This window comes from Promicromonospora soli (assembly GCF_014653785.1).
Classification (GTDB): domain Bacteria; phylum Actinomycetota; class Actinomycetes; order Actinomycetales; family Cellulomonadaceae; genus Promicromonospora; species Promicromonospora soli.
The window spans coordinates 594,747-615,886 of sequence record NZ_BNAS01000004.1 but is presented as its reverse complement, the minus strand read 5'-3'; the positions used below and the strand labels follow the sequence as shown (position 1 = coordinate 615,886).

19 protein-coding genes and 1 tRNA gene are annotated in these 21,140 nt (G+C 72.1%); 6 read left to right on the top strand and 14 right to left on the bottom strand.

The genetic code is table 11. From position 1 onward, the window contains the following. Window positions 1–34: 34 nt before the first annotated feature. Window positions 35–2,359 carry an FdhF/YdeP family oxidoreductase gene (locus tag IE250_RS15875; RefSeq protein ID WP_373301703.1) on the bottom strand — a complete coding sequence of 775 codons (2,325 nt, stop codon included), beginning with the start codon at window positions 2,357–2,359 and terminating at the stop codon, window positions 35–37. 167 nt (window positions 2,360–2,526) lie between these two features. Between IE250_RS15875 and IE250_RS15870 the strand changes: the two genes are divergently transcribed. Next, a complete protein-coding gene (locus tag IE250_RS15870) occupies window positions 2,527–2,952 on the top strand; it encodes an ester cyclase (RefSeq protein WP_189670223.1) in 426 nt (141 codons plus the stop codon). Between the two features lie 66 nt (window positions 2,953–3,018). Further along, on the top strand, window positions 3,019–3,867 hold the full coding sequence (fdhD, locus tag IE250_RS15865; protein WP_189670222.1) for a formate dehydrogenase accessory sulfurtransferase FdhD: 849 nt from the start codon (window positions 3,019–3,021) through the stop codon (window positions 3,865–3,867). Window positions 3,868–3,876: 9 nt separating this feature from the next. On the opposite strand, the gene IE250_RS24870 is transcribed toward fdhD, so the two are convergent. The 3 genes from IE250_RS24870 to IE250_RS15855 form a co-directional block, all read right to left on the bottom strand. Beyond that, window positions 3,877–4,011, bottom strand: a complete 135-nt coding sequence (locus tag IE250_RS24870; protein ID WP_268247834.1) for an MFS transporter small subunit — start codon at window positions 4,009–4,011, stop codon at window positions 3,877–3,879. 2 nt (window positions 4,012–4,013) lie between these two features. Then, on the bottom strand, window positions 4,014–5,405 hold the full coding sequence (locus IE250_RS15860; RefSeq protein WP_229872518.1) for an OFA family MFS transporter: 1,392 nt from the start codon (window positions 5,403–5,405) through the stop codon (window positions 4,014–4,016). A gap of 174 nt (window positions 5,406–5,579) precedes the next feature. Then, window positions 5,580–6,908 (bottom strand): serpin family protein, encoded by a 1,329-nt coding sequence (locus tag IE250_RS15855; RefSeq protein WP_229872500.1) that lies wholly within the window; start codon window positions 6,906–6,908, stop codon window positions 5,580–5,582. Window positions 6,909–7,123: 215 nt separating this feature from the next. Between IE250_RS15855 and IE250_RS15850 the strand changes: the two genes are divergently transcribed. Further along, the gene (locus IE250_RS15850) at window positions 7,124–9,514 is read left to right on the top strand and encodes a Tex family protein (protein WP_189670220.1); all 2,391 of its coding nucleotides are present in this window, start codon (window positions 7,124–7,126) and stop codon (window positions 9,512–9,514) included. A 164-nt stretch (window positions 9,515–9,678) separates the two neighbouring features. Then, window positions 9,679–11,262: a dihydrolipoyl dehydrogenase family protein gene (locus IE250_RS15845; protein ID WP_189670219.1), complete on the top strand. Its 1,584-nt coding sequence runs from the start codon at window positions 9,679–9,681 to the stop codon at window positions 11,260–11,262. A 66-nt stretch (window positions 11,263–11,328) separates the two neighbouring features. Here IE250_RS15845 and IE250_RS15840 read toward each other — a convergent pair whose 3' ends face one another. The 3 genes from IE250_RS15840 to IE250_RS15830 form a co-directional block, all read right to left on the bottom strand. Then, on the bottom strand, window positions 11,329–12,357 hold the full coding sequence (locus tag IE250_RS15840; protein WP_189670218.1) for a glycine betaine ABC transporter substrate-binding protein: 1,029 nt from the start codon (window positions 12,355–12,357) through the stop codon (window positions 11,329–11,331). Between the two features lie 161 nt (window positions 12,358–12,518). Further along, window positions 12,519–13,202, bottom strand: coding sequence for an ABC transporter permease (locus tag IE250_RS15835; RefSeq protein ID WP_189670217.1), 684 nt, complete (start codon window positions 13,200–13,202; stop codon window positions 12,519–12,521). Beyond that, on the bottom strand, window positions 13,199–13,858 hold the full coding sequence (locus IE250_RS15830) for an ABC transporter permease (protein ID WP_189670216.1): 660 nt from the start codon (window positions 13,856–13,858) through the stop codon (window positions 13,199–13,201). The genes IE250_RS15835 and IE250_RS15830 overlap by 4 nt, the downstream gene beginning before the upstream one ends. Before the next feature lie 43 nt (window positions 13,859–13,901). Here IE250_RS15830 and IE250_RS15825 point away from each other — a divergent pair, with 43 nt between their 5' ends. Beyond that, the gene (locus IE250_RS15825) at window positions 13,902–14,960 is read left to right on the top strand and encodes an ABC transporter ATP-binding protein (protein ID WP_229872499.1); all 1,059 of its coding nucleotides are present in this window, start codon (window positions 13,902–13,904) and stop codon (window positions 14,958–14,960) included. Between the two features lie 67 nt (window positions 14,961–15,027). After that, on the top strand, window positions 15,028–15,924 hold the full coding sequence (locus IE250_RS15820) for an ATP-grasp domain-containing protein (protein ID WP_189670215.1): 897 nt from the start codon (window positions 15,028–15,030) through the stop codon (window positions 15,922–15,924). A 93-nt stretch (window positions 15,925–16,017) separates the two neighbouring features. Here the strand turns inward: IE250_RS15820 and IE250_RS15815 are convergent. The 7 genes from IE250_RS15815 to IE250_RS15785 all read right to left on the bottom strand — a co-directional run bounded on the left by IE250_RS15815 (window position 16,018) and on the right by IE250_RS15785 (window position 21,111). After that, window positions 16,018–16,093: transfer RNA gene (locus tag IE250_RS15815), tRNA-His, on the bottom strand. 72 nt (window positions 16,094–16,165) lie between these two features. After that, a complete protein-coding gene (gene orn, locus IE250_RS15810) occupies window positions 16,166–16,801 on the bottom strand; it encodes an oligoribonuclease (RefSeq protein WP_189670214.1) in 636 nt (211 codons plus the stop codon). A 269-nt stretch (window positions 16,802–17,070) separates the two neighbouring features. Beyond that, window positions 17,071–17,220, bottom strand: a complete 150-nt coding sequence (locus tag IE250_RS15805; RefSeq protein WP_189670213.1) for a hypothetical protein — start codon at window positions 17,218–17,220, stop codon at window positions 17,071–17,073. Window positions 17,221–17,413: 193 nt separating this feature from the next. Continuing rightward, window positions 17,414–17,593 (bottom strand): hypothetical protein, encoded by a 180-nt coding sequence (locus IE250_RS15800; RefSeq protein ID WP_189670212.1) that lies wholly within the window; start codon window positions 17,591–17,593, stop codon window positions 17,414–17,416. A 149-nt stretch (window positions 17,594–17,742) separates the two neighbouring features. Next, entirely contained in the window at window positions 17,743–18,669 is a 927-nt protein-coding gene (locus IE250_RS15795; RefSeq protein WP_189670211.1) for a double zinc ribbon and FHA domain-containing protein, read from the bottom strand. Further along, window positions 18,666–19,967: a VWA domain-containing protein gene (locus IE250_RS15790; RefSeq protein WP_189670210.1), complete on the bottom strand. Its 1,302-nt coding sequence runs from the start codon at window positions 19,965–19,967 to the stop codon at window positions 18,666–18,668. The genes IE250_RS15795 and IE250_RS15790 overlap by 4 nt, the downstream gene beginning before the upstream one ends. A 25-nt stretch (window positions 19,968–19,992) precedes the next feature. Beyond that, window positions 19,993–21,111, bottom strand: a complete 1,119-nt coding sequence (locus IE250_RS15785) for a PP2C family protein-serine/threonine phosphatase (RefSeq protein WP_189670209.1) — start codon at window positions 21,109–21,111, stop codon at window positions 19,993–19,995. Window positions 21,112–21,140: the final 29 nt, after the last annotated feature.

Below are 21,140 nucleotides of genomic sequence, written 5' to 3'. Positions count from 1 at the left end.
GAACTCTCTCGTACGGTTCTACTTCGCCAGAGTTCTACTTCGGCGCTTCCAGGCGGATCACCACCGACTTCGACGCCGGCGTGTTGCTGCCCTCTGCCGTGTGGTCCAGCGGGACCAGCACGTTGGTCTCCGGGAAGTACGCCGCGGCGCACCCGCGCGCCGTCGGGAACGCGATGATCCGGAACCCCCGGGCACGGCGTTCCTCCGTGCCGCCGTCCCGGCCCGGCCACTCGCTGACCAGGTCTACCGTCTCGCCGTCGGCGAACCCGAGGTCCGTCAGGTCCTCGGGACGCACGAACACGACGCGGCGTCCGCCCTTGACGCCGCGGTACCGGTCGTCGAGCCCGTAGACGGTGGTGTTGAACTGGTCGTGGGAGCGGACCGTCTGCAGCAGCAGGCGGCCCTCCGGCACCCGGACCACCTCGAGCTTGTTCACCGTGAAGTTCGCCTTGCCGGTCGACGTCGGGAACAGCCGGGCGTCGCGCGGCGGGTGGGGCAGGACGAACCCGCCGGGCTCCGCGACCCGCCGCTCGAAGTCCTCGAAGCCCGGCACCACGCGCGAGATCGAGTCGCGGACACGCGCGTAGTCGTCGGCGAACTCCTCCCACGGCGTCGCGTCCTCGGGGCCGAGCACGCGGCGGGCCAGGTCGCAGAGAATGGCGGTCTCGCTGCGCAGGGAGTCCGACGCCGGGGCCAGCCGCCCCCGCGAGGTGTGCACCACGCTCATGGAGTCCTCGACGGTGACCACCTGCTCCCGACCGGCGTGGACGTCCCGCTCGGTGCGGCCGAGGCACGGGAGCACAAGCGACCGCCTGCCGGGCAGGACGTGCGAGCGGTTGAGCTTGGTCGAGACGTGCACTGTCAGCGGCACCTCCCGCAGGGCGGCCTCGGTGACGGCGCTGTCCGGCGTCGCGGCGGCGAAGTTGCCGCCCACCGCCATGAAGACCCTGAGGCGCCCGTCGCGCAGGGCGCGGACGGTGTCCACGACGTCGTACCCGTGGGCGCGCGGGGGCTCGAAGTCGAACTCCGCGGCGAGCGCGTCGAGGAACGGCCCGGTGGGCCGCTCCCAGATGCCCATGGTGCGGTCGCCCTGCACGTTGCTGTGACCGCGGACCGGACAGGCGCCGGCGCCCGGCCGGCCGACGTTCCCACGCAGCAGCAGGAAGCTCACCACCTCGCGGATGGTCGCCACCGCCTGCTTGTGCTGGGTCAGGCCCATCGCCCAGCAGACGATGATGTTGTCGGCGGCCTTGACGTCGTCGACGAACGCCTCGATCTCCGCCCAGTCCAGGCCGGTGGCCAGCTCGACGTCGGCCTGGTTCACGGTCCGCCATGCGGCCGCGGCCTCGGCGAAGCCCGAGGTGTGCTCGGCGATGAAGTCGTGGTCCAGGACGGGCTTGTGCCCGGCGGTGCGCGCGTCGTCGTCGGCCTCCAGGAGCAGGCGGTTCACCGCCTGGAACAGGGCCAGGTCGCCGGCGAGCCGGACCTGGAGGAACCGGTCCGCGAGCTTGGTGCCTTGCCCCACCACGCCGCGCACCCGCTGTGGGTTCTTGAAGGTCTGCAGCCCGGCCTCGGGCAGGGGGTTGATCGCCACGATCCGCGCCCCGCGGTCCTTGGCCTCCTCCAGCGCGGTGAGCATGCGCGGGTGGTTGGTCCCGGGATTCTGGCCGACGACGACGATCAGGTCGGCGTGGTCGGTGATGTCCGCCAGGGACACGCTGCCCTTGCCGATGCCCAGCGTCTCCGTCAGGGCCGTGCCCGACGACTCGTGGCACATGTTCGAGCAGTCGGGCAGGTTGTTCGTGCCGAGCTTGCGCGCGAGGAGCTGATAGACGAACGCCGCCTCGTTGCTGGTGCGGCCGGAGGTGTAGAACGCTGCCTGGTCCGGCGAGTCCAGCCCGCGGAGCTCGGCGGCGACCAGGTCGAGGGCCTCGTCCCAGGAAACGGGCCGGTAGTGGTCGGCGCCCTCGTCGCGCAGCATCGGCTCGGTGAGGCGCCCGGACTTGCCCAGCCGGTGGTCGGTCCAGGTCGCCAGCTCGGAGATGGGGTGCTCGGCGAAGAACGCCGCGTCCGCGCGCTTGCGGGTGGCCTCCTCGGCGACCGCCTTGGCGCCGTTCTCGCAGAACTCCGCGAGGTGCGGCTTGCCCGGCTCGGGCCAGGCGCACCCTGGGCAGTCGAAGCCGCGGTGCTGGTTGACCAGGGGAAGCGTACGCAGGCCACGCCCGACGCCCGCCTCCGCGAAGACGTGGGACAGGCCATGGACGACGCCGGGTACGCCGGCGGCGCTGTTCTTCGGGGGCCCGATGCGCAGGCCCTTCTCGGGGGCTTCGGTGCGGGCCTCGTCGCTCACGTCGGTCACGTGTGCGACCCTACGCCGGTCTCACCCGTGTGTGGAGGCTGCGACATATCGGTCGGGGGGCCCGCGCGATGGCGCCCACCGCGGAGGCAGCGTTAACTGAAGTCGTCTCCGGACGACCCGTCCCCGGATCGCCCGGTCACCCCATCCGCTCCTGAAGGAGGCACACCATGGGACAGGCACGCGAGTTGATGAACCGGGTCACCGAAGCGGTTGTTGCCGGCGACCTCGACGTGTTGCGTGAGGTCTACGACAAGGACGTCGTTGTCACCACGCCGGACGCGGGGACACTGCACGGCATCGAGGCGTTCATCGGATGGAACAGGTCATTCGTCGACTCGTTCTCCGAGCGCGACTACCACTCCGAGCGGGGGCTGGAAACTGGCGAGTGTGCCATCGATCAGGGCGAGTTCATCGGAACCCATACCGGCCCGATGGAGCTACCCGACGGAAGCAGCCTTCCGCCGACCGGCAAGCGGATCCGGATGCGGAGCGTCGACATCGCCACGGTCTCGGACGGAAAGATCGTCCGGCACGACTTCTACTTCGACCAGGCCGACCTGGCCGCCCAGCTCGGGGTCGCTCCGACGGCCTAGCGCAGAGGCTGATCGTCGGGGGCCTGGCCTGGACAAATCGATCGGCCGGGGTGGGAGACTGGCGGCATGGGAGTCGTCACCGACCGCCGGCCCGTGGTCCGCGTCCGCGAGGGCGCACGTGCGGCACGCCCGGACACGCTCGCCGTCGAGGAACCACTCATGGTCCGGCTGGTCGGCCCCGCCGCGTCGCCGGTTGGCGGCACGACGCCGGCCACCGGCACGTCGTCGGGCAGCGAGGCGCTGACCGTGACGATGCGGACGCCCGGCGACGACTTCGACCTCGTGGCCGGCTGGCTGGTCTCGGAGGGGGCGGTGGGCGCACCGGACGACATCGTGGCCATGCGGCTGTGCCCCGACGAGGACAACACCGTGGAGGTGGCGCTCGCGCGCGGAGTCGAGCCCCCGCGGTCGCGGGCCTTCGCGACAACGAGCGCGTGCGGGGTCTGCGGGTCGGACACCGTGGTGGAGGTGCGGGCCGGGCTGCGGTGGCCGGTCGCGAGCGACCCGGTCACGGTCGGCGCCGACGTGATCGCCTCCCTGCCCGACCTGCTGCGCGAGCGCCAGCGCGCCTTCGACCGGACGGGCGGCCTGCATGCGGCGGGTCTGTTCACCGCCGACGGCGAGCCGCTGTACGTGCGGGAGGACGTCGGCCGCCACAACGCCGTCGACAAGGTGGTCGGCGCGGCGCTCCGCGACGGCGCCCTGCCCGCTGCCGGGACGGTCCTCCAGGTCAGCGGGCGGGCGTCGTTCGAGCTGGTGCAGAAGGCCGTGCGGGCCGGTATCCCGGTGCTGTCCGCGATCTCGGCGCCCTCCACCCTCGCCGTGGACCTGGCGGACGAGTGCGGCCTGACCCTGCTGGGCTTCGTGCGCGGCGAGTCGATGAACGTCTACACCTGGGCGGACCGGGTGCGCTGACCCGGCGCGTCAGCCCGCGAACAGCGGGATGACGCTCCTGATCGTCTGGAACAGGCCGTACGCCAGCGGGACGGTCACGACCAGCCAGGTGACGACCAGCCGCGGGACCTGGTTCGAGGACTGCTCCGGCGTCTGCTCGCCCATGGTCACACCTTTCCTTCGACGAACGCGTCCGAGCGGCCCGGCGACTCGTGGAACTGCGCCGCCACTGGCCGGACCAGGGCGTTGGCCACGAAGCCGAGCGCGAGCACGCCCACCATGGTGAACAGCGCGGGCCGGTAGTCGGCGGCGACCAGCTCGCCCGGCGTCCCCTGGGCGTCGAGGAACCCGTTGATGATGAGCGGTCCGGCGATGCCCGCCGCCGACCACGCGGTGAGCAGGCGGCCGTGGATCGCGCCGACCTGGAAGGTGCCGAACAGGTCGCGCAGGTAGGCGGGGATCGTGGCGAAGCCACCGCCGTAGAACGACAGGATGACGGCGGCGACGAGCACGAAGATCGCCGTGGAGGCGTGGCCCACGGTGGCCAGCAGCACGTACAGGACCATCCCGACACCCAGGTACATGATGTACGTCGGCTTGCGGCCGATGTAGTCCGACGTCGACGACCACACGAAGCGGCCCGCCATGTTGAACAGGGACAGGAACGCGACGAAGCCGGCCGCCGTCGTCGGCGCGACCGAGGACGTGCCGCCGTCGCGGAAGAAGTCCTGGATCATCGGCGCGGCCTGCTCCAGGATGCCGATGCCCGCCGTCACGTTGCAGAACAGGACGGTCCACAGGAACCAGAACTGCGGGGTCCTGATGGCGTTCGCCGCTGAGACGTTCGCCGCCGACACCATCGGCTTGGCCGCCACCGCCGCGGCGTCGAAGCCCGCGGGTGCCCAGCCGGGCGGTGGAACCCTGACGGTGAACACGCCCAGCATCATCACGAGGAAGTACGCGATGCCCAGGGTGACGAAGAGTGAGGTGACGGCACCGCCGGAGGCCACGGAGGTGGAGTCCGAGGGGTCGTACCCGCTGTCGTAGAAGGCCATCAGCTGCCGGGACAGCGGGGAGGCGACGAGCGCGCCGCCGCCGAACCCCATGATCGCCATGCCGGTAGCCAGGCCCGGCCGGTCCGGGAACCACTTGATCAGCGTGGACACCGGCGAGATGTAGCCGATGCCGAGCCCGATCCCGCCGACGAATCCGTACCCGAGGTAGACCAGCCACAGCTGGGACGTCGCGATGCCGAGCGCCCCGATGAGGAATCCGGAGGCCCAGAAGCAGGCGGAGGTGAACATCGCGGCGCGTGGCCCGGCGCGCTCCACCCACGTGCCCATCACCGCCGCCGAGAGCCCGAGCATGACGATCGCGATCGAGAAGATGACGCCGATCGCCGTGAGGCTCGACTCGAAGTGGGCGACCAGCGCGTTCTTGTACACGCTGGTGGCATACGCCTGGCCGATGCACAGATGGATGGCGAGCGCCGCCGGCGGGATGAGCCACCTGCTGTAGCCGGGCTTCGCCACCGTGTGCTCGCGGTCGAGGAACGACAGCGCCACGGAGCACCTCCTCGTGCTCGGGGGATCGGCCGCACAAGATACGGTTTCACCCGTTTTGTCTCGCACGGTACTGGCGCTGGATGCCCGGGTCAATGGTTGACGGCGCCCGCGCGCGCCCCGCGCCCGCGCGCGCCCCGCGCCCGCGGGCGCGGGGCGCGGGGACATGCGTCAGTGCTGCGGGCTGCGCACGGCCGCCAGGAAGAGGGGGAGCTCGGTCTCGGTGTGGGCGATCCGCAGCAGGTAGGGGCGGTCGACGGTCATCTGGACCGCAGACTCGTCAGGCGCGGCGGCGCTCTCCGCCATGCCCAGTTCGGTGACGGCGGCCGCGACGGTGCCCTCCTCGTCCAGGCTCAGGTAGGCCTGTTGCATCGCCTGGCTCAGGAAGAGCGACTGGGTGGTGCTGATGCCGGACAGGTCCGGGGCCTCGTACAGGCCGCCTAGGCCCGCCTCCTCCAGCGTCGGGGCCAGGTCGAGGATGGGCGGCTCGAGCTCAAGGGTCGGCATCGCCAGCTCGACGGTCTGCGGCTCCTCGGCGTCGAGGGCCTGGATGAGGGCGGTCAGCTGCCCGGGCGTGACCTCCGACGGATCGGTGCCTGCCGGCGGCAGGAGCACGTCCGCGTGGAACGCGTCGGCGTAGGGGAGCCGGACGGCGGCCCACTCGCCGCGGGTCGCGTAGGCCAAGGACTGCGTGCCGTGCAGCATCTCCGTGGGCTCCGTACCGGCGGGACCGGTGAAGTCCTCGTCGCTGGTGGCGTGCTCCTCGAACGGGATCTCCCAGCGGGCGGCGAGCAGTATCGCGTTCTGCAGCACCAGGCGCAACGACGGTTCGGGCTGGATCGCCGACTCCTCGATCAGGCCGCCCGTGTGGTGGTTCACCCAGGCGTCCAGGACCTTCTTGCCCTCGCCGCTGCCCAGGTCGGTGCGCTGGACGCCGGCGTCGAACGCGGACGCGAGCGCGTCGAGGTAGTCCTGCTCGACGGAGAGCTGGTCGTCGAGCACCGCCTGGTTCGCCAGGTGCAGCAAGGGCTTCTCGGGCAGCTCGTCGTCCTGCGCGACGCCGGGATCGCCGTCGTGCGCCGCGAGCGTGCCCTGCAGCGCGTTGTAGGCGGAGGTGCGGTCCTGGCTCGAGGCGCCGAGCGCCGCATCCAGGGACGCGGCCGTCTCGCCGCGCGCGCCCTCGGCCAGCAGGGCCAGCGCGAAGCTCAGGGATGCGGGGGAGACCAGGGCGTTCTCGTCCGGCTCGGCCGCCGTGCGCAGCGCAAGCAGGCCCAGCTCCTCCGTCGCCGCGACGGCATCGGCGCTCGCGGGCGCGTCGGCAGGCACCACGACGACCCGCTCCGCGTCCGAGCGCTCCAGGCCCCCGTCCGGGCCGGGCCCGCACGCGGTCAGGGCGAGAACCGCGGTCGCGACCACCGCTGTGGGCGCCGCCGCACGGCGTTGGGCGAGGCGCGGGGCGGTGTGCTCGACTGGACCAGGGGCTCGATCGCTACGCTGCACGGCTTTCCTCCTGGGTAAGGGCCCGCCATCGGGTCGTGTCCCGAATATGTCGTGACCTGCGTCGGGCTTGCAGCGTGTCGCGTGTCGGACACAGGTGACCAGGGTGACTCGTGGGACTGACACGCGCGGTTGGATGCAACAGATGTCAGTGGTGCCAGGCACAATCTGTCCCGACCACCCGGGTGTGTTCAACGCAAGAAGTGAGGTAAGGGACGTTGGCAAGTATCAACCGGCGGATCGCCGAGGAGCTGGGCGTTCGGGAAGGGCAGGTGACCGCGGCGGTCGACCTGCTCGACGGCGGCGCCACCGTGCCGTTCATCGCCCGCTACCGCAAGGAGGCCACGGGAACGCTCGACGACGCTCAGCTGCGCACCCTCGAGGAGCGGCTGCGGTACCTGCGCGAGCTGGAGGAGCGCCGCGCGGCGATCCTGACGTCGGTGGAGGAGCAGGGCAAGCTCACGGACGAGCTGCGCGCCCAGATCCTGTCAGCGGAGACCAAGTCGCGCCTTGAGGACATCTACCTCCCGTTCAAGCCGAAGCGGCGCACCAAGGCGCAGATCGCACGCGAGGCCGGCCTGGAGCCGCTCGCCCTCGCGCTGCTCGACGACCCGTCGCTCGACCCGACGGCGGCGGCCGGCCCGTACGTCGACGCCGACAAGGGCGTGGCCGACGCCGCGGCGGCGCTCGACGGCGCCCGCGCGATCCTCGTGGAGCGCATGGGCGAGGACGCCGACCTGATCGGCACGCTGCGAGAGCGCCTGTGGAAGCGCGGTCGCATGCTGTCCACCGTCCGCGACGGGGCGCAGGACAAGGGCGCGAAGTTCTCCGACTACTTCGACTTCGCCGAGGCCCTGTCCAGCCTGCCGTCCCACCGCGTGCTCGCCCTCTTCCGGGGCGAGAAGGAGGGCGTGCTGGACCTGACGATCGAGCCGGAGGAGGGCATCGAGGCCGGCGTGCCGACGTCGTACGAGGGCACGATCGCGCACCAGTTCGGCATCGCGAACCAGGGCCGCCCGGGCGACCGCTGGCTCGCCGACACGGTCCGCTGGGCGTGGCGCACCAAGATCCTGGTGCACCTCGGCATCGACGTGCGGCTGCGGCTCCGCTCCGAGGCGGAGGACGAGGCGGTACGTGTCTTCGCGGCGAACCTGCGCGACCTGCTGCTCGCGGCGCCCGCGGGTACGCGGGCCACGATGGGGCTCGACCCGGGCCTGCGCACGGGCGTCAAGGTCGCCGTCGTGGACGCGACCGGCAAGGTCGTGGAGCACGCGACGATCTACCCGCACGCGCCCGCGAACCGCTGGGACGAGTCGCTCGCCGTGCTGGCGCGGCTCGCCAAGAAGCACGACGTCGACCTCGTCGCGATCGGCAACGGGACGGCGTCGCGGGAGACCGAGCGTCTGGCCGCCGACCTCATGAAGAAGGCGCCGGAGCTCGGTCTGACGAAGGCGATCGTGTCCGAGGCCGGCGCGTCCGTGTACTCGGCGTCGGCCTACGCGAGCGCCGAGCTGCCCGAGCTCGACGTGTCCATCCGGGGCGCCGTCTCCATCGCGCGCCGCCTGCAGGACCCGCTCGCGGAGCTCGTGAAGATCGACCCCAAGTCGATCGGCGTGGGCCAGTACCAGCACGACATCACCGAGACGAAGCTGTCGCGTTCGCTGGACGCCGTGGTGGAGGACTGCGTCAACGGCGTCGGCGTCGACCTCAACACCGCGTCGGTGCCGCTGCTGTCGCGGGTCTCGGGCATCACCTCGACGCTCGCGGAGAACATCGTGGCCCACCGGGACGCCAACGGCCCGTACCCGTCGCGTGCGGCGCTCAAGAGCGTGCCGCGCCTTGGCCCCAAGGCGTTCGAGCAGTGCGCGGGCTTCCTGAAGGTCTCGGGCGGCGACGAGCCGCTGGACGCGTCGTCGGTGCACCCCGAGGCGTATCCGCTGGCCAGGCGCATCGTGACGGCGTCGGGCGCGGACGTGCAGGCGCTCATCGGCAACGGCGGCGCGCTACGCACGCTGCGGCCGACCGAGTTCGTGGACGAGACCTTCGGGCTGCCGACGGTCACCGACATCTTCGCCGAGCTGGAGAAGCCGGGGCGGGACCCGCGCCCGGCGTTCACCACGGCGTCGTTCGCGGACGGCGTCGAGACGCTCGGGGACCTGCTGCCCGGCATGGTGCTGGAGGGCCAGGTCACGAACGTCGCCGCGTTCGGTGCCTTCGTGGACATCGGTGTGCACCAGGACGGGCTCGTGCACGTCTCGGCGATGTCGAAGAACTTCGTCAGCGACCCGCGCGAGGTCGTGAAGTCGGGCGACATCGTGAAGGTGAAGGTCATGGACGTCGACCTCCAGCGCAAGCGGGTGGCCCTCACGCTGCGCCTGGACGACGAGATCGGCTCGGGCCCCGGCGGTCGCGCCTCGGGTGGCTCCCGCTCCGGTGGGCCGGGTTCCGGCGGCCAGGGTAGCGACGGGCAGCGCGGCGGCGGGCGCCAGGGCGGCGGCGAGGGTCGCGGTCGCAACGGGCGTGGCCAGGGCGGACAGGGTGGCCGCGGCCGTCCGGCGCCGGCGGACACCGCGATGGCCGACGCCCTGCGCAAGGCCGGGCTGGCCTGACCTGTCGGTGTCGGACGTACCGGGTCCGTTTCGAGAATGACCAGGGGAACCGATGCGGCCTCGATTCTGCACCCGAGGTCGTTCTCGAAACGGGTCGGTTCCACATCTGACATGTCCGGCGGTGCCTCCTGGCGATCGGGCCGCCAGGGAGACACGATGACGCCATGAGTGTTTCCGAGGAGTTGTTCGACGTCATCGTGATCGGTGGCGGGCCGGTGGGCGAGAACGCGGCTGACCGCGCCTCGCGCACCGGCCTTTCCGTTGCCCTGGTCGAGTCCGAGCTGGTGGGCGGTGAGTGCTCGTACTGGGCGTGCATGCCGTCGAAGACGCTGCTGCGCACCGGCGCCGTCCGCGCGATCGTGCAGGACACGCCGGGCCTGAGCGACCCCGGCACGCCCGATGTAGCCGCGGTCCTCGCCCGGCGCGACGAGATCACCAAGGACTGGGACGACGCCGGGCAGGTCTCCTGGGTCGAGAGCTCCGGCCTCACGCTCGTGCGCGGGCACGGCCGCCTGACAGGCGAGCGGCTCGTCGAGGTCACGGTGCCGCACGAGAGCCCGGCCGGCGTCGACGCCGACACGGACAGTGCGGCCGACTCCGGCGCAGGCCTTGCGGAGGCCGAGACGGGGGAACTGCAGACCCGGCTCCTGCGGGCCCGGCACGCCGTGATCGTCGCGACCGGCAGTGTGCCCGTCCTGCCCGACGTCCCGGGACTCGCGGGGGCCTCGCCCTGGTCGAGCCGCGAGGCAACGTCGGCCGACGAGATCCCCGAGTCCCTCGTCGTGGTCGGCGGCGGAGTCGTGGGCGTCGAGATGGCGAACGCCTACGCCGACCTCGGCGCCCAGGTCACGCTGCTTGCCCGGGGCAGCCTGCTGTCCGGCGCCGAGCCGTTCGCGGGGGAGATGGTCGGGGACTCGCTGCGGAAGCGCGGCGTGGACGTCCGGACGGGCGTCAACGTCAGCTCGGTCGAGCGCCCCGACGCCGGGGCAGAGAGCGACTCGGCAGGCCCCGTGACCGTCACGCTGTCCGACGGCGGGCGGGTCACCGCCGCCGAGATCCTCGTGGCCACCGGACGCCTGCCACGCACCGCGGACCTGAGTCTGGAGAACATCGGCCTGGAGGGGGCGCTGGGCCGCGGCGGGGCGCTCGTCGTCGACGAGTCGTTGCAGGTCACGGGCGTGCCCGGCGGTTGGCTGTACGCGTGCGGTGACGTGACAGGCCGCGCAGCTACCACACACCAGGGCAAGTACCAGGGCCGCATCGTCGGCGACGTCGTGGCCGCCCGCTACGGCACGGAGGCCGGTGACCGGGCGCCGACCACGGGCGAGGCCGCTCCCGCCGTCGGGCAGGAGGGAAAGAGGTGGTCGAGGTATACCGCGACCGCCGACCACGCCGCGCGCGTCCAGGTGGTGTTCACTCATCCGCAGGTCAGCTGGGTGGGGCCGACGGAGCACCAGGCGCGCTCGGCCGGGATCCCGGTGGAGGCCGTGTCGTACGACCTGTCCTGGGTTTCCGGCGCGAGCGTGGCGGGGCCCAACTACTCGGGCCGCGCCCAGGTGCTCGTCGACACGCAGCGGCGTGTCCTCGTGGGCGCCACCTTCGTGGGACCGGACGCCGGGGAGATGCTGCACGCCGCGACGATCGCCGTCGTCGGCGAGGTGCCGCTCGACCGGCTGTGGCACGCCGTGCCCGCCTACCCGACGGTCAGCGAGGTCTGGCTCCGGTTCCTGGAGTCGTACGGGCTGTAGTACCGAGCGAAGGGTGGTCGAGCTTGCCGAGACCGGTCTCGGCAAGCTCGACCACCGTCTCTGCGGTCACTCCGTCGGCGTGAGCGAGCCGTCCGAGCTGAAGACCAGGCCGAGCGTGATCTCGCCCTGCTGGAGCGCCGACTTGGTCAGCGGGCCGCCGGCGTCGAGCGTGCGGAACTCCGCGAACTCCAGGCCGTACGTCTCCTCCAGGCCCGGCTGGCAGAACGGGCGCTCCGTGCACTCCGGCGGGCCGCCGAGGACCAGACCGCCGCAGGCCTCGGCGAGCTCGCTGAGCGAGGTGACGCCGTGCTCGTCGGCGAAGGCCTTGGTCACGGCGAACGCGTTCTGGTCCTGTGCGGGGGAGGGCTCGCCGAACACGAGGCCTACCTCCTCGCCCAGCCCGGTGAGCGCCTCCACGGTGGCGTCGAGGTCGCTGCTGGCGACCGCCTCGGCGTCTGCCCCGTTGACGTCCTTGTTGATGAACTCCGTGAGGGTGCCCACGTACTCGGGGATGACCTGGACCTGCTCGCCGTCCTCCAGCGCGGGGAGGTAGGCCTCGCGGTTGCCGATGGTGGTGACCGAGGCGTCGTACCCGGCGGCGTTCAGCACCGTCGCGTAGATGTTGCCGAGCGTGGCACTCTCCGCGAAGTCGGCGGCGCCGATGACGATCTCGCCGCTGCCGCTCTGTTCGGGGCTGTCGAGGCCGGCGTCGGCCACGAACTCCTCGGCGACCTCCTGGGAGGAGCGGCGGTCGACGTCCACAGCCTTGTTCAGGCCGATGAGGGTGTCGGTGTCGAGAGCGGCCGACACGGAGTCGAGGAGCGGGATCAGGGTGTCGTCGCCCTCGACGGCGGCGGCGTTGACCGCTGGGATGATGTTGTCGACCGTCTGGAGCTGCTTGTTGTCCTCGAGCACCACGAGCTCCTCGCCCGGGACCGCCTCGCAGGCGGCCAAGCTGCCACCGCCCGTCGGGCTGGTGTCACCGCCTCCGGCGGAGCCTGGCGCGCCGCAGGCGGTCAGCACCGCCAGGCCGACGGCGGCGGCCGCGGCACCGAGCGCGCGGGGCAGGGACACGTGTGTACGTGGGAACTTCATCGAATGTCTCCGAACGTGGGTGACGTGACGTACATCTGTTCTATGGCTTCGCTGTCCCATTCGAACCCGGTACGAGACGGATAGCAAGGGATAAAACGCCTCGTGAGAAGGTCGTCACATTTTCCCAGGGCTCGGGGTCGGCCGGCGTGCGCCGGCCCGGCTCAGCTGACGCCGACGCGCAGCGGGACAGGCGTCGCCAGGCGCTGGACGATCGCGAGGACGGCGTCGATCGCGAGGCACAGCGCCGCCACCACGACGCCGCCCGCGAGCACCTCGCCGTACCGCTGCGTGCCCATGCCGAACGCGATGACCTGGCCCAGGCCACCGCCGCCGGCGAGCGCCGCGAGCGGGATCGTGGCCACGACCTGCACGATGGTGGTCCGCAGCCCGGCGGAGACAAGGGTCGTGGCGAGCGGCAGCTCGACCAGCAGCAGGATGCGTCCGCCGCTCATGCCCATGCCGCGGGCGGCGTCGCGCGCGTCGGGGTCGGCGCCGCGCACACCCTCGTAGGTGTTGACCAGGAGCACGGGCACGGCGAAGAACGCGGCGGCGATCACGGTGGCGGTGTTGCCGAACAGCCCGCCCGCGGCGAGCAGCAGGATGATGCCGAGCGTGGGTAGCGCCCGGGAGGCGTTGGTGAGCCAGACGACGAGGCCCGCGCCCCGGCCGCTGTGGCCCAGCCAGGCGCCGAGCGGGATGGCGACCGCGGCGGCCACCGCGACGGCGGCGGCGGTCATGAGCAGGTGCTCGCCCGTCAGCTCCAGCAAGCCGCCGGGTTCGGTCCAGGTCAGGGGGTCGTTGAGCCACACGAAGGCTTCGCCGACGACGCCGGTGGGGGCGCTCACGAGGTCCTCCTGCGCAGCCAGGGGGTCAGGGCTCTGCCCGCCGCCCAGAGGGCGAGGTCCAGCACGAGCGCGAGCAGGATGGTCGCGAGCGTGGCCGCCATGATCTCTGCCCGGTAGAAGTTGTTGCGGAAGCCCTGGAACATGAGCTGCCCCAGCCCGCCGTAACCGACCACGACGCCCACTGTCACCAGCGCGACGGTGGACACGGTGGCCAGCCGCAGCCCCGCGATGATGCTCGGCAGGGCGCTCGGCATGGCCACCTCGACCAGCATCCGCCCGGGCCCGTAGCCCAGGCCGCGGGCGGCGTCGAGCACTGCCGGGTCCACGGTGGCGAGCCCGGCCACGGTGTTGCGCAGGATGATGAGCAGCGCGTAGACCACCAGGCCCACCAGGACGGGCGTGCGGCCGATGCCGAGCAGCGGCGCCAGGATCGCGAACAGCGCGAGGGACGGCACCGTGTACAGGACGGCGGCCGTGCCGAGCACGGGCCCGGCCAGCCACCGCGACCGGGAGATGAGCGCCCCGAGCGGCACGGCGATGGCCGCGGAGATCACGACGGCCTCGATCGTCAGGCTGGCATGCTCGGCCGTGCGCTCCCAGAGCACCGGCGCGTTGTCGACCACGTAGGACCAGGAGAACCAGGGGTTGCCGGGCATGCGTCCGACCGTACCGTGCGCGCGACCCGGTAGGTTCGAGCACATGGCTGCACGCACAGTGATCGAGCTGGACACCGTTCGCAAGGCGTACCCGGACGGGACCGTCGCCGTCGAAGGCCTGAGCTTCTCGGTCCGCGAGCACGAGGTGCTGGCGCTCGTCGGCCCGTCCGGCTGCGGCAAGTCCACCACGCTGCGCATGGTGAACCGCCTCGTGGAGCCGACGTCGGGCCGCATCCTGCTCGACGGCGAGGACGTCACCGCCACCGACCCCGTGGCGCTGCGCCGCCGGATCGGCTACGTGATCCAGAACGTCGGGCTGTTCCCGCACCGCACCGTCGAGGCGAACATCGCCACCGTCCCCGGGCTGCTGGGCTGGGACCGCAGGCGCACGCGAGCGCGCGTGAGCGAGCTGCTCGACCTGGTGGGCCTGCCCGCCGCCACCTACGCGAAGCGGTACCCGCACGAGCTGTCCGGCGGCGAGCGCCAGCGCATCGGCGTGGCCCGGGCGCTGGCGACCGACCCGCCGGTGCTGCTCATGGACGAGCCGTTCGGCGCCGTCGACCCGGAGTTCCGCCGACACCTGCAGACGGAGTTCCAGCGGATCCAGCGCGAGACCGGGACCACCGTGATCCTCGTGACGCACGACATCGACGAGGCGGCGCGCCTCAGCGACCGGATCACCGTCCTGTCCCGCGGCGGCAAGCTCGAGCAGGTGGCGAGCCCGCTCGCGGTCCTGGCCCACCCGGCGTCCGAACGGGTGCGGGACTTCATCGGCGACGGCTCCGCCTCGCGCATGCTTGCGCTCGCGCGCGTGCAGACCGTCGACCTGGAGGGCGCGGACCGGATCGTCGAGCCCGCGCCTCCGCCCGTGCGGCTCGGCGCCCGCCTGACCGACGCGTTCGAGGCGGTCGCGGCCCTGCCGGGCTCGGCCATGGGGCGGGTGCCGGTGGTGGGGGAGTCCGGCGACGTCGTCGGCTCGCTCACGGCCGACGGGATCCTCGGCGCGCTGCGCCGGGCCGCGGACGCGGCCGGCGGCGACGCCGGCGCCGCCGATATCCAGGACGCCGTCGACAACGTTCCCGGCCGCGAGCCGGCAGTGTGACCGACGCCCCGTCTTCCGCGCGGGCCAGGCCGAGACCCAGCGGAACCAGCCCCGATAGTCTCGGGCCGTGACCAACGCACGCGTAGCCCTCGCGACCTGCTCCCAGCTGCCCGACCTCGACACGGACGACGTGCCGCTGATCGCCGCCATGGCCGAGCGGGGTATCACCGCCGAACCCGCCGTGTGGGACGACCCGGCGGTGGACTGGCAGGCCTACGACCTCGTGCTGGTCCGCTCCACCTGGGACTACTCACCGCGCCACGACGAGTTCCTCGCGTGGGCCCGCTCCCTGCCCAAGGTCGCCAACTCCGTCGACGTCATCGAGTGGAACACCGACAAGCGGTACCTGCGCGAGCTCGACGAGGCCGGCATCCCGGTGATCCCGACGATCTGGCTCGACCCCGAGCGGCACCTGTCCAAGCGCGCCGTGCACACCCGCATGCCCGCGTTCGGCGACTTCGTGGTCAAGCCGGTCGTCAGTGCGGGGGCCAAGAACACCGGCCGCTACCAGCCCGTGTCCGCCGAGTCCCGCGGCCTCGCCATCGCGCACGCCACCCGCCTGCTCGACGACGGCCGCTGGGTCATGATCCAGCCCTACGTCACCTCCGTGGACACCGCGGGCGAGACCTGCCTCATCTTCATCGACGGCGAGCTCACGCACGCCGTGCGGAAGAACGCGCTGCTCACCGGCCCGGCCGAGGACTCGAGCGAGCTGTACGCGGAGGAGGAGAAGGAGGCCTTCGAGGCCACGCCCGCCCAGATCGAGGTGGCACAGCGGGCGCTGGCGGTGGCCCGGGAGGCCACCGGAGCGGACCTGACCTACGCGCGTGTGGACCTCGTCTCGGGCGACGACGGCGTCCCCATGGTCATCGAGCTGGAGCTCACCGAGCCGTCGCTCTGGATGAAGTACGGGACGGGCGTCGAGGCCAAGCTCGCGGCCGCGGTCCAGAAGCTCCTGGGCTGAGGTGCGCTGAGCCGGCTCCGTCGCGGCAGCGTCGTCCGGGAACGGCTACGGCATGCGCAAGGGCCCCTCGCCTGCGCGAGGGGCCCTTGCGTATGGGGTGAGCGACGGGACTTGAACCCGCGGCCCTCGCGACCACAACGCGATGCTCTACCAGCTGAGCTACGCCCACCATGTTCGCCGATCGTGGACCGGCGACCGTCGAAAAGCATACATGGTCGGTGGCCGCGGACCGAACTCAAATCTAGGGAGCGAGCTGCTTCGTGACGGACGTCTCGGTGACCTGCTCCGCCGCGGCGCGGGCGGTCGCCGTGTCGGGGCCGGGCTGCGCGGGGAACAGGACCTCGCGGTAGTAGCGCAGCTCGTCGATCGACTCGAGGATGTCGGCCAGCGCGCGGTGCCCGCCGCCCTTCTTCGGGGAGGCGAAGTACACGCGCGGATACCAGCGCCGTGCGAGCTCCTTGATCGACGACACGTCGATGATCCGGTAGTGCAGGTGCTCCACGAGCTGCGGCATGTGCAGGTCGAGGAACGTCTTGTCCGTGCCGACGGAGTTCCCGGCCAGCGGTGCCTTGCGCGGCTCGGGCACCCACTCGCGGACGTAGGCCAGGATCTGGTCCTGGGCCTCCTGGAGGGTCAGCCCCTCGTCCAGCGCGTCCAGCAGACCGGAGTTGGTGTGCATGGCGCGCACGAAGTCGTTCATCTGCAGCAGTGCCTCGGCGGGCGGCTTGACCAGGACATCGACACCGGTGCCCAGGACGTTGAGGTCGGAGTCGGTGACGATGGCCGCAACCTCGACGAGCGCGTCAGCGCGCAGGTCCAGGCCGGTCATTTCGCAGTCGATCCAGACGATGCGCTCGTTGGGGTTGGGAAGGCTCACGCAGCTCAGCCTATTCGGTCCGACGCCGAGGGCTTGCCCGGCGTGCGGGACGGGGCTCTGCCGGGTCGGGCCGAGGTCGACGGGGGACAACATGCCCGGCCGAGGAGGTAACGCTGAGATAGCAGTGCTACCTGAGCGTTACCTACTCGGCCGAGTACGTAGCTGCCTGAGGTGTCGTTGCACAGAAAGGCCCTCCCGCAGGGCGACTGTGGTCGTCCGGGAAGGGCCAGGGTGTCCGACGTCGACGGTCGGGCGGCTGCGTCAGCCGGTCAGATCAGGCGGAGCCGCTTGTATCGCTTGGCGGTGCGGCGCTCGGGGCGCTCACGCAGTGCGCGCTCCTGTGCACCGGCAACCTCCGCGCGGCGCGCGATCTCGGCGACCTGTGCGCGGCCGATGTAGTAAGCGGTCTGGGCATGCATGTCCGTGGTCCTTCCAGGGGTGGGGAGAGGGCGACGGTGTCGTGGAGCGCGCCGGCCGGGTCGCGGCTCGGCGTCCATCGGTGTTTCCGTCGTGTTACATCATCCTGAATCAGGAAATCCCGCGCAAGCCGGACAGCGGTGATCTGCGGCACCTTCCCGCAGGTCAGGGGCTACGCGGGAGCCTGATTCGGGGTCATACCGACCGCACGCGCAGGGCGGGTGCCTGTGCGCGGCTGTCGTTCCGGTTTGCGGCGCGGGCCTCGGCCTTGCGTCGCTTCTGCTCCTCGCGGAGCGTGCGCCAACGCCGATGTTCCTCGGCGTCGCGGAGGCGGTCCCGGTGAAGGGCCTGCGCCAGGTCGTACTCGGTGTGCACGTGAGTGCCTTTCGTGACGCTGGATTGCCGGTCTCCCGACATGGGTCTGGCCGGACCCTGTCCACCGCCCGGTATGGGACCGGACGGACGTCACCGCGGTGTGCCTTGAGCCTCCCAGGTAACACCCGCGTTACGCACGCCTTTTTCGGCTAGGCCTCGCCCGGTAGCGCCTTGCGGATCACCAGGCGCGTCCACGCGCCGATGAAGACGCGGTCGTTCTCCTCGAGCTCACGGCGCACACCCGGTGTCAGCGGGGTGTCCGGCAGGGCCTCGCCCGCTGCCCCGACGAAGGTCCCGTTCGACGACTGCAGGTCCTCCACCCACCAGCGCTGCCCGTCCGTCGTCAGCTGGCAGTGGCGCCGGGATACCCCAGGGTCGCTGCCGCAGTCGACGTCGGGCCGGATACCGCGCGACTGCGACGGCCTCCCCACGAGGAGGCTGCGCTGCCGCAGCGTGACCAGGCCGGGCAGGCCCGCCGACGGCATCGGGTCCTCGGGTCGCTCGTGTGCGTACCAGTCGGGGTCCACCCAGATCTCCGCGACCCAGGCGTCGTCGCCCGGGACGGGCGGCGCGGCAAGCCCGCTGCCCGCCGACGGTGCGGGCGCGGGTGCGCCCGGGGACGGCGGAGGCATCGCGGCGGTGCTCTGCGTGGGCCCGGCCGAAGCAGGCGGGCCGGGCTCCGGAGCGCCTGGAGCCGGCGCGGCCGGCGGCGGTGAGCTCTGCGTGGGCACGGCCGAGGGCGGCGGACCCGCCGACGCAGCTGGCGCCTGCCCGAGACCGTTCCCGGGCTGCGTAGCACCCAGGTCACCCAGGTCGAGGCCCGACACCGGGGGAGGAGCCGGCACTGCCGCCGTGCCGGTCGTGAAGTCGTACCCGCAGTTCTCGCAGAACAGGGAGTCGGCGGGGGACAGGTCGCCACAGTTGGGGCAGGTCACGGGGCCGGCGGCCTCGACGGGCTCGCCCCCCGAGCGACCCGGCTCGGAGGCCGCTGCGGCGCCGGCCGGGATCGGCGTGCCGCACACGTCGCAGTAGTCGGTGGACTGGCTGGTGTGTCCCTCGGGGCAGACGACGGTCATGCGCGCCGTACCCGGGTGGTCTTGGTGGATGCGGTGTCGAGTGCCATCTCGTCCAGCTTGGCGGTGTTCCGCTTGAGCCGCACGGTGCCCTCCTCCTCGTTCTCCACCTCCACGATCTTGCGCAGGCGCGAGGTGGCCTCCTCGTTGCCGGTCTCGGCGGCGAGCTGTACGGCCCGGCCGAGCTTCACGGTCGCCGTGGCCTCGTCGCCCGCGGCCTTCGCGGCCAGGCCCTCCTGGATGGCCGAGGCGAGCTCGGCCTGGCCCGTGTAGTGCGCCACCTCGGGGCTGATCCGGGCGGTGAGCGTGGAGTCGTCGGTCCACTTGGCCTTGACCAGGCCCGACGCCGCCACCTCGCCGCCGACCGCCACCTGGACCCGGGCCGCGAGCTGTTCCGAGCCCACGGGCTTCGACGCCACCCGGACCGCCACGTGATAGTCGCGGGTCTCGTCGGCCCACGCGCCCGTGGGGTACGCGCTGGTCAGCGGGTTCACCTCGGTGCGGCGGCCTGTGAGGTCGTCGACCTCCGGGGCTACCTGCTTGACGAACAGGACCCGCGACCCCTGCGGCGCCCACACCCGCAGGTCCACGGCGGCGACCCCGCGGGCCATGGACTTCTGCACCAGTGCCGCGAAGTCCTCGGCGATGTCCTCCGGCCGGGCGATGAGGTCGACGGTGCCGAGCAGCGCGGTCGAGATCTTGCGCAGCTCCTCGACCACCCAGCGGTCGCCGACGCCGCGGGCGTCACACTGGAAGTTGCCCATGACGTTCACGATCATCTGGTCGAGGTGGAGCGACGGCTCGGACTCGTTCTTGCCGTCGGTCAGCAGGATCAGGTGCTTCTGCGCCACGGGAACGGTGGCGAAGAGGTCGTCGGCGAGCCGCAGCCATGTCGAGATGGCGGTGCCGCCGCTGGCCGACATGGTCGAGATGGCGCGCTTGGCCTCGTTGCGGGCGCCCGGCTCCATGGCCACCATCGGCACGCGCGCGTTGGGGTAGGGGAAGACCCGGGACGCCACGTGCGAGCCGCCGATGATCGCGAACAGCGTGCCGTCCGGGATCTGTTCCACGGCCACCGCAGCCGCGTGCTTCGCGGCCTCCATGTTGCGGCCCTGCATCGACCCGGAGGTGTCGACCGCGATGATCTCGGCGACGCCGCTCGTGCCCGGGCTCGCGCCCGCGGCGGCACCCTTGTCTGCGGTCCCGGCGCCCGTGCAGGTCACGGAGACGATGGCGTGCACGTCGGTGGCGCCGTCAGACAGGAACTCGTTCTGAAAGACCTCGGCGGAGAACTCGGCCACGGTGGCTCCTCTCGGTAACGGCAGGCTAGCGCTGCTCGGGGACAGACGGGGCGACACGAGCGAGCGCGGCGGTGATGTTGTCCCGCCCGCCCTGGGCGTTGGCCCAGCGTACGAGCGCCGCGGACGCGGTTTGCGGGTCGCCGGAGGTGGCGAACCGGCGCACGAGGTCGCTCATCTCGTGCGCGTCGGAGCAGTAGTTCCACAGCCCGTCGGAGCAGACCAGCAGCCAGCCCGGCTCCGACGGGACGGTCGCGGCGCAGCGCGCGTCGGTGTCCGGGGCGTCCGGGCCGAGCCACCGGGTGATGGCGTGTGCCTGGGGCGACGTCTCCGCCTGGGCACGCGGTACGCCCGCCGCGATCATCTCCTGCGCCCACGAGTCGTCGACGCTGAGCTGCTCCGCCTGGCCGGAGTCCGGCAGCCAGTACACGCGGGAGTCGCCCACCCAGCCGGCGACTATCAGGTCGTCGTCCACGACGGCTGCCACGAAGGTGCACGACGGCGGGTCGTCCGCCGCGTCCTTCCCGTTCGTCGCGGCGAGCTGCTCCGCCACGCCCCGCACCGCCTGGCCCGCCGCGCGCGACGCGGCCACCATGGCGTCGGTCCAGCCGGCGATGCGCCGGCTGGTCGCGCCCTCCACCGGGCTCGTCCCCTCGGGTCCGTAGGCCACCAGCACATCCCGGGCGGCCCGGCTCGCGGCCAGCGAGGCGATGTCGGAGTCCGGTGCGCTCGACACGCCGTCGCACACAACGAGAGCGGCGAAGTTGCTGCTCGCGGCGAGCGCCATCGCGTCCTCGTTGCGCGCGTGCCGCACACCCCGGTCGCAGACGCCGGCGACCCAGCCGGCCGGGCGCTCCTCGAAGTGGTCACGCTCGGACTGGCCGGGGGTGCCGCAGTCGGAGCAGTACCCGTCCGGCGCGATGACGCCGCCGCAGGCGGCGCAGGACCGCTGCGCGCGGGACTCGCCAGATGCCGGGTCGGGGTCGACGACGAGGGGAGCCCCCTCCAGGGTCACCTCGGAGGGCACCGACGGGTCCCCGTTGGTGGCGCCCAGTGGCGTGCCGCAGTTCTCGCAGAATCTGGCGCGGGGCGCCGCGTTCTCTCCGCAGTTGGGGCAGCGGACGAGGGTACCGTCGTCGGCACTCATGTCTGGGTAGGTCTCCTTGCGCTCGTCTG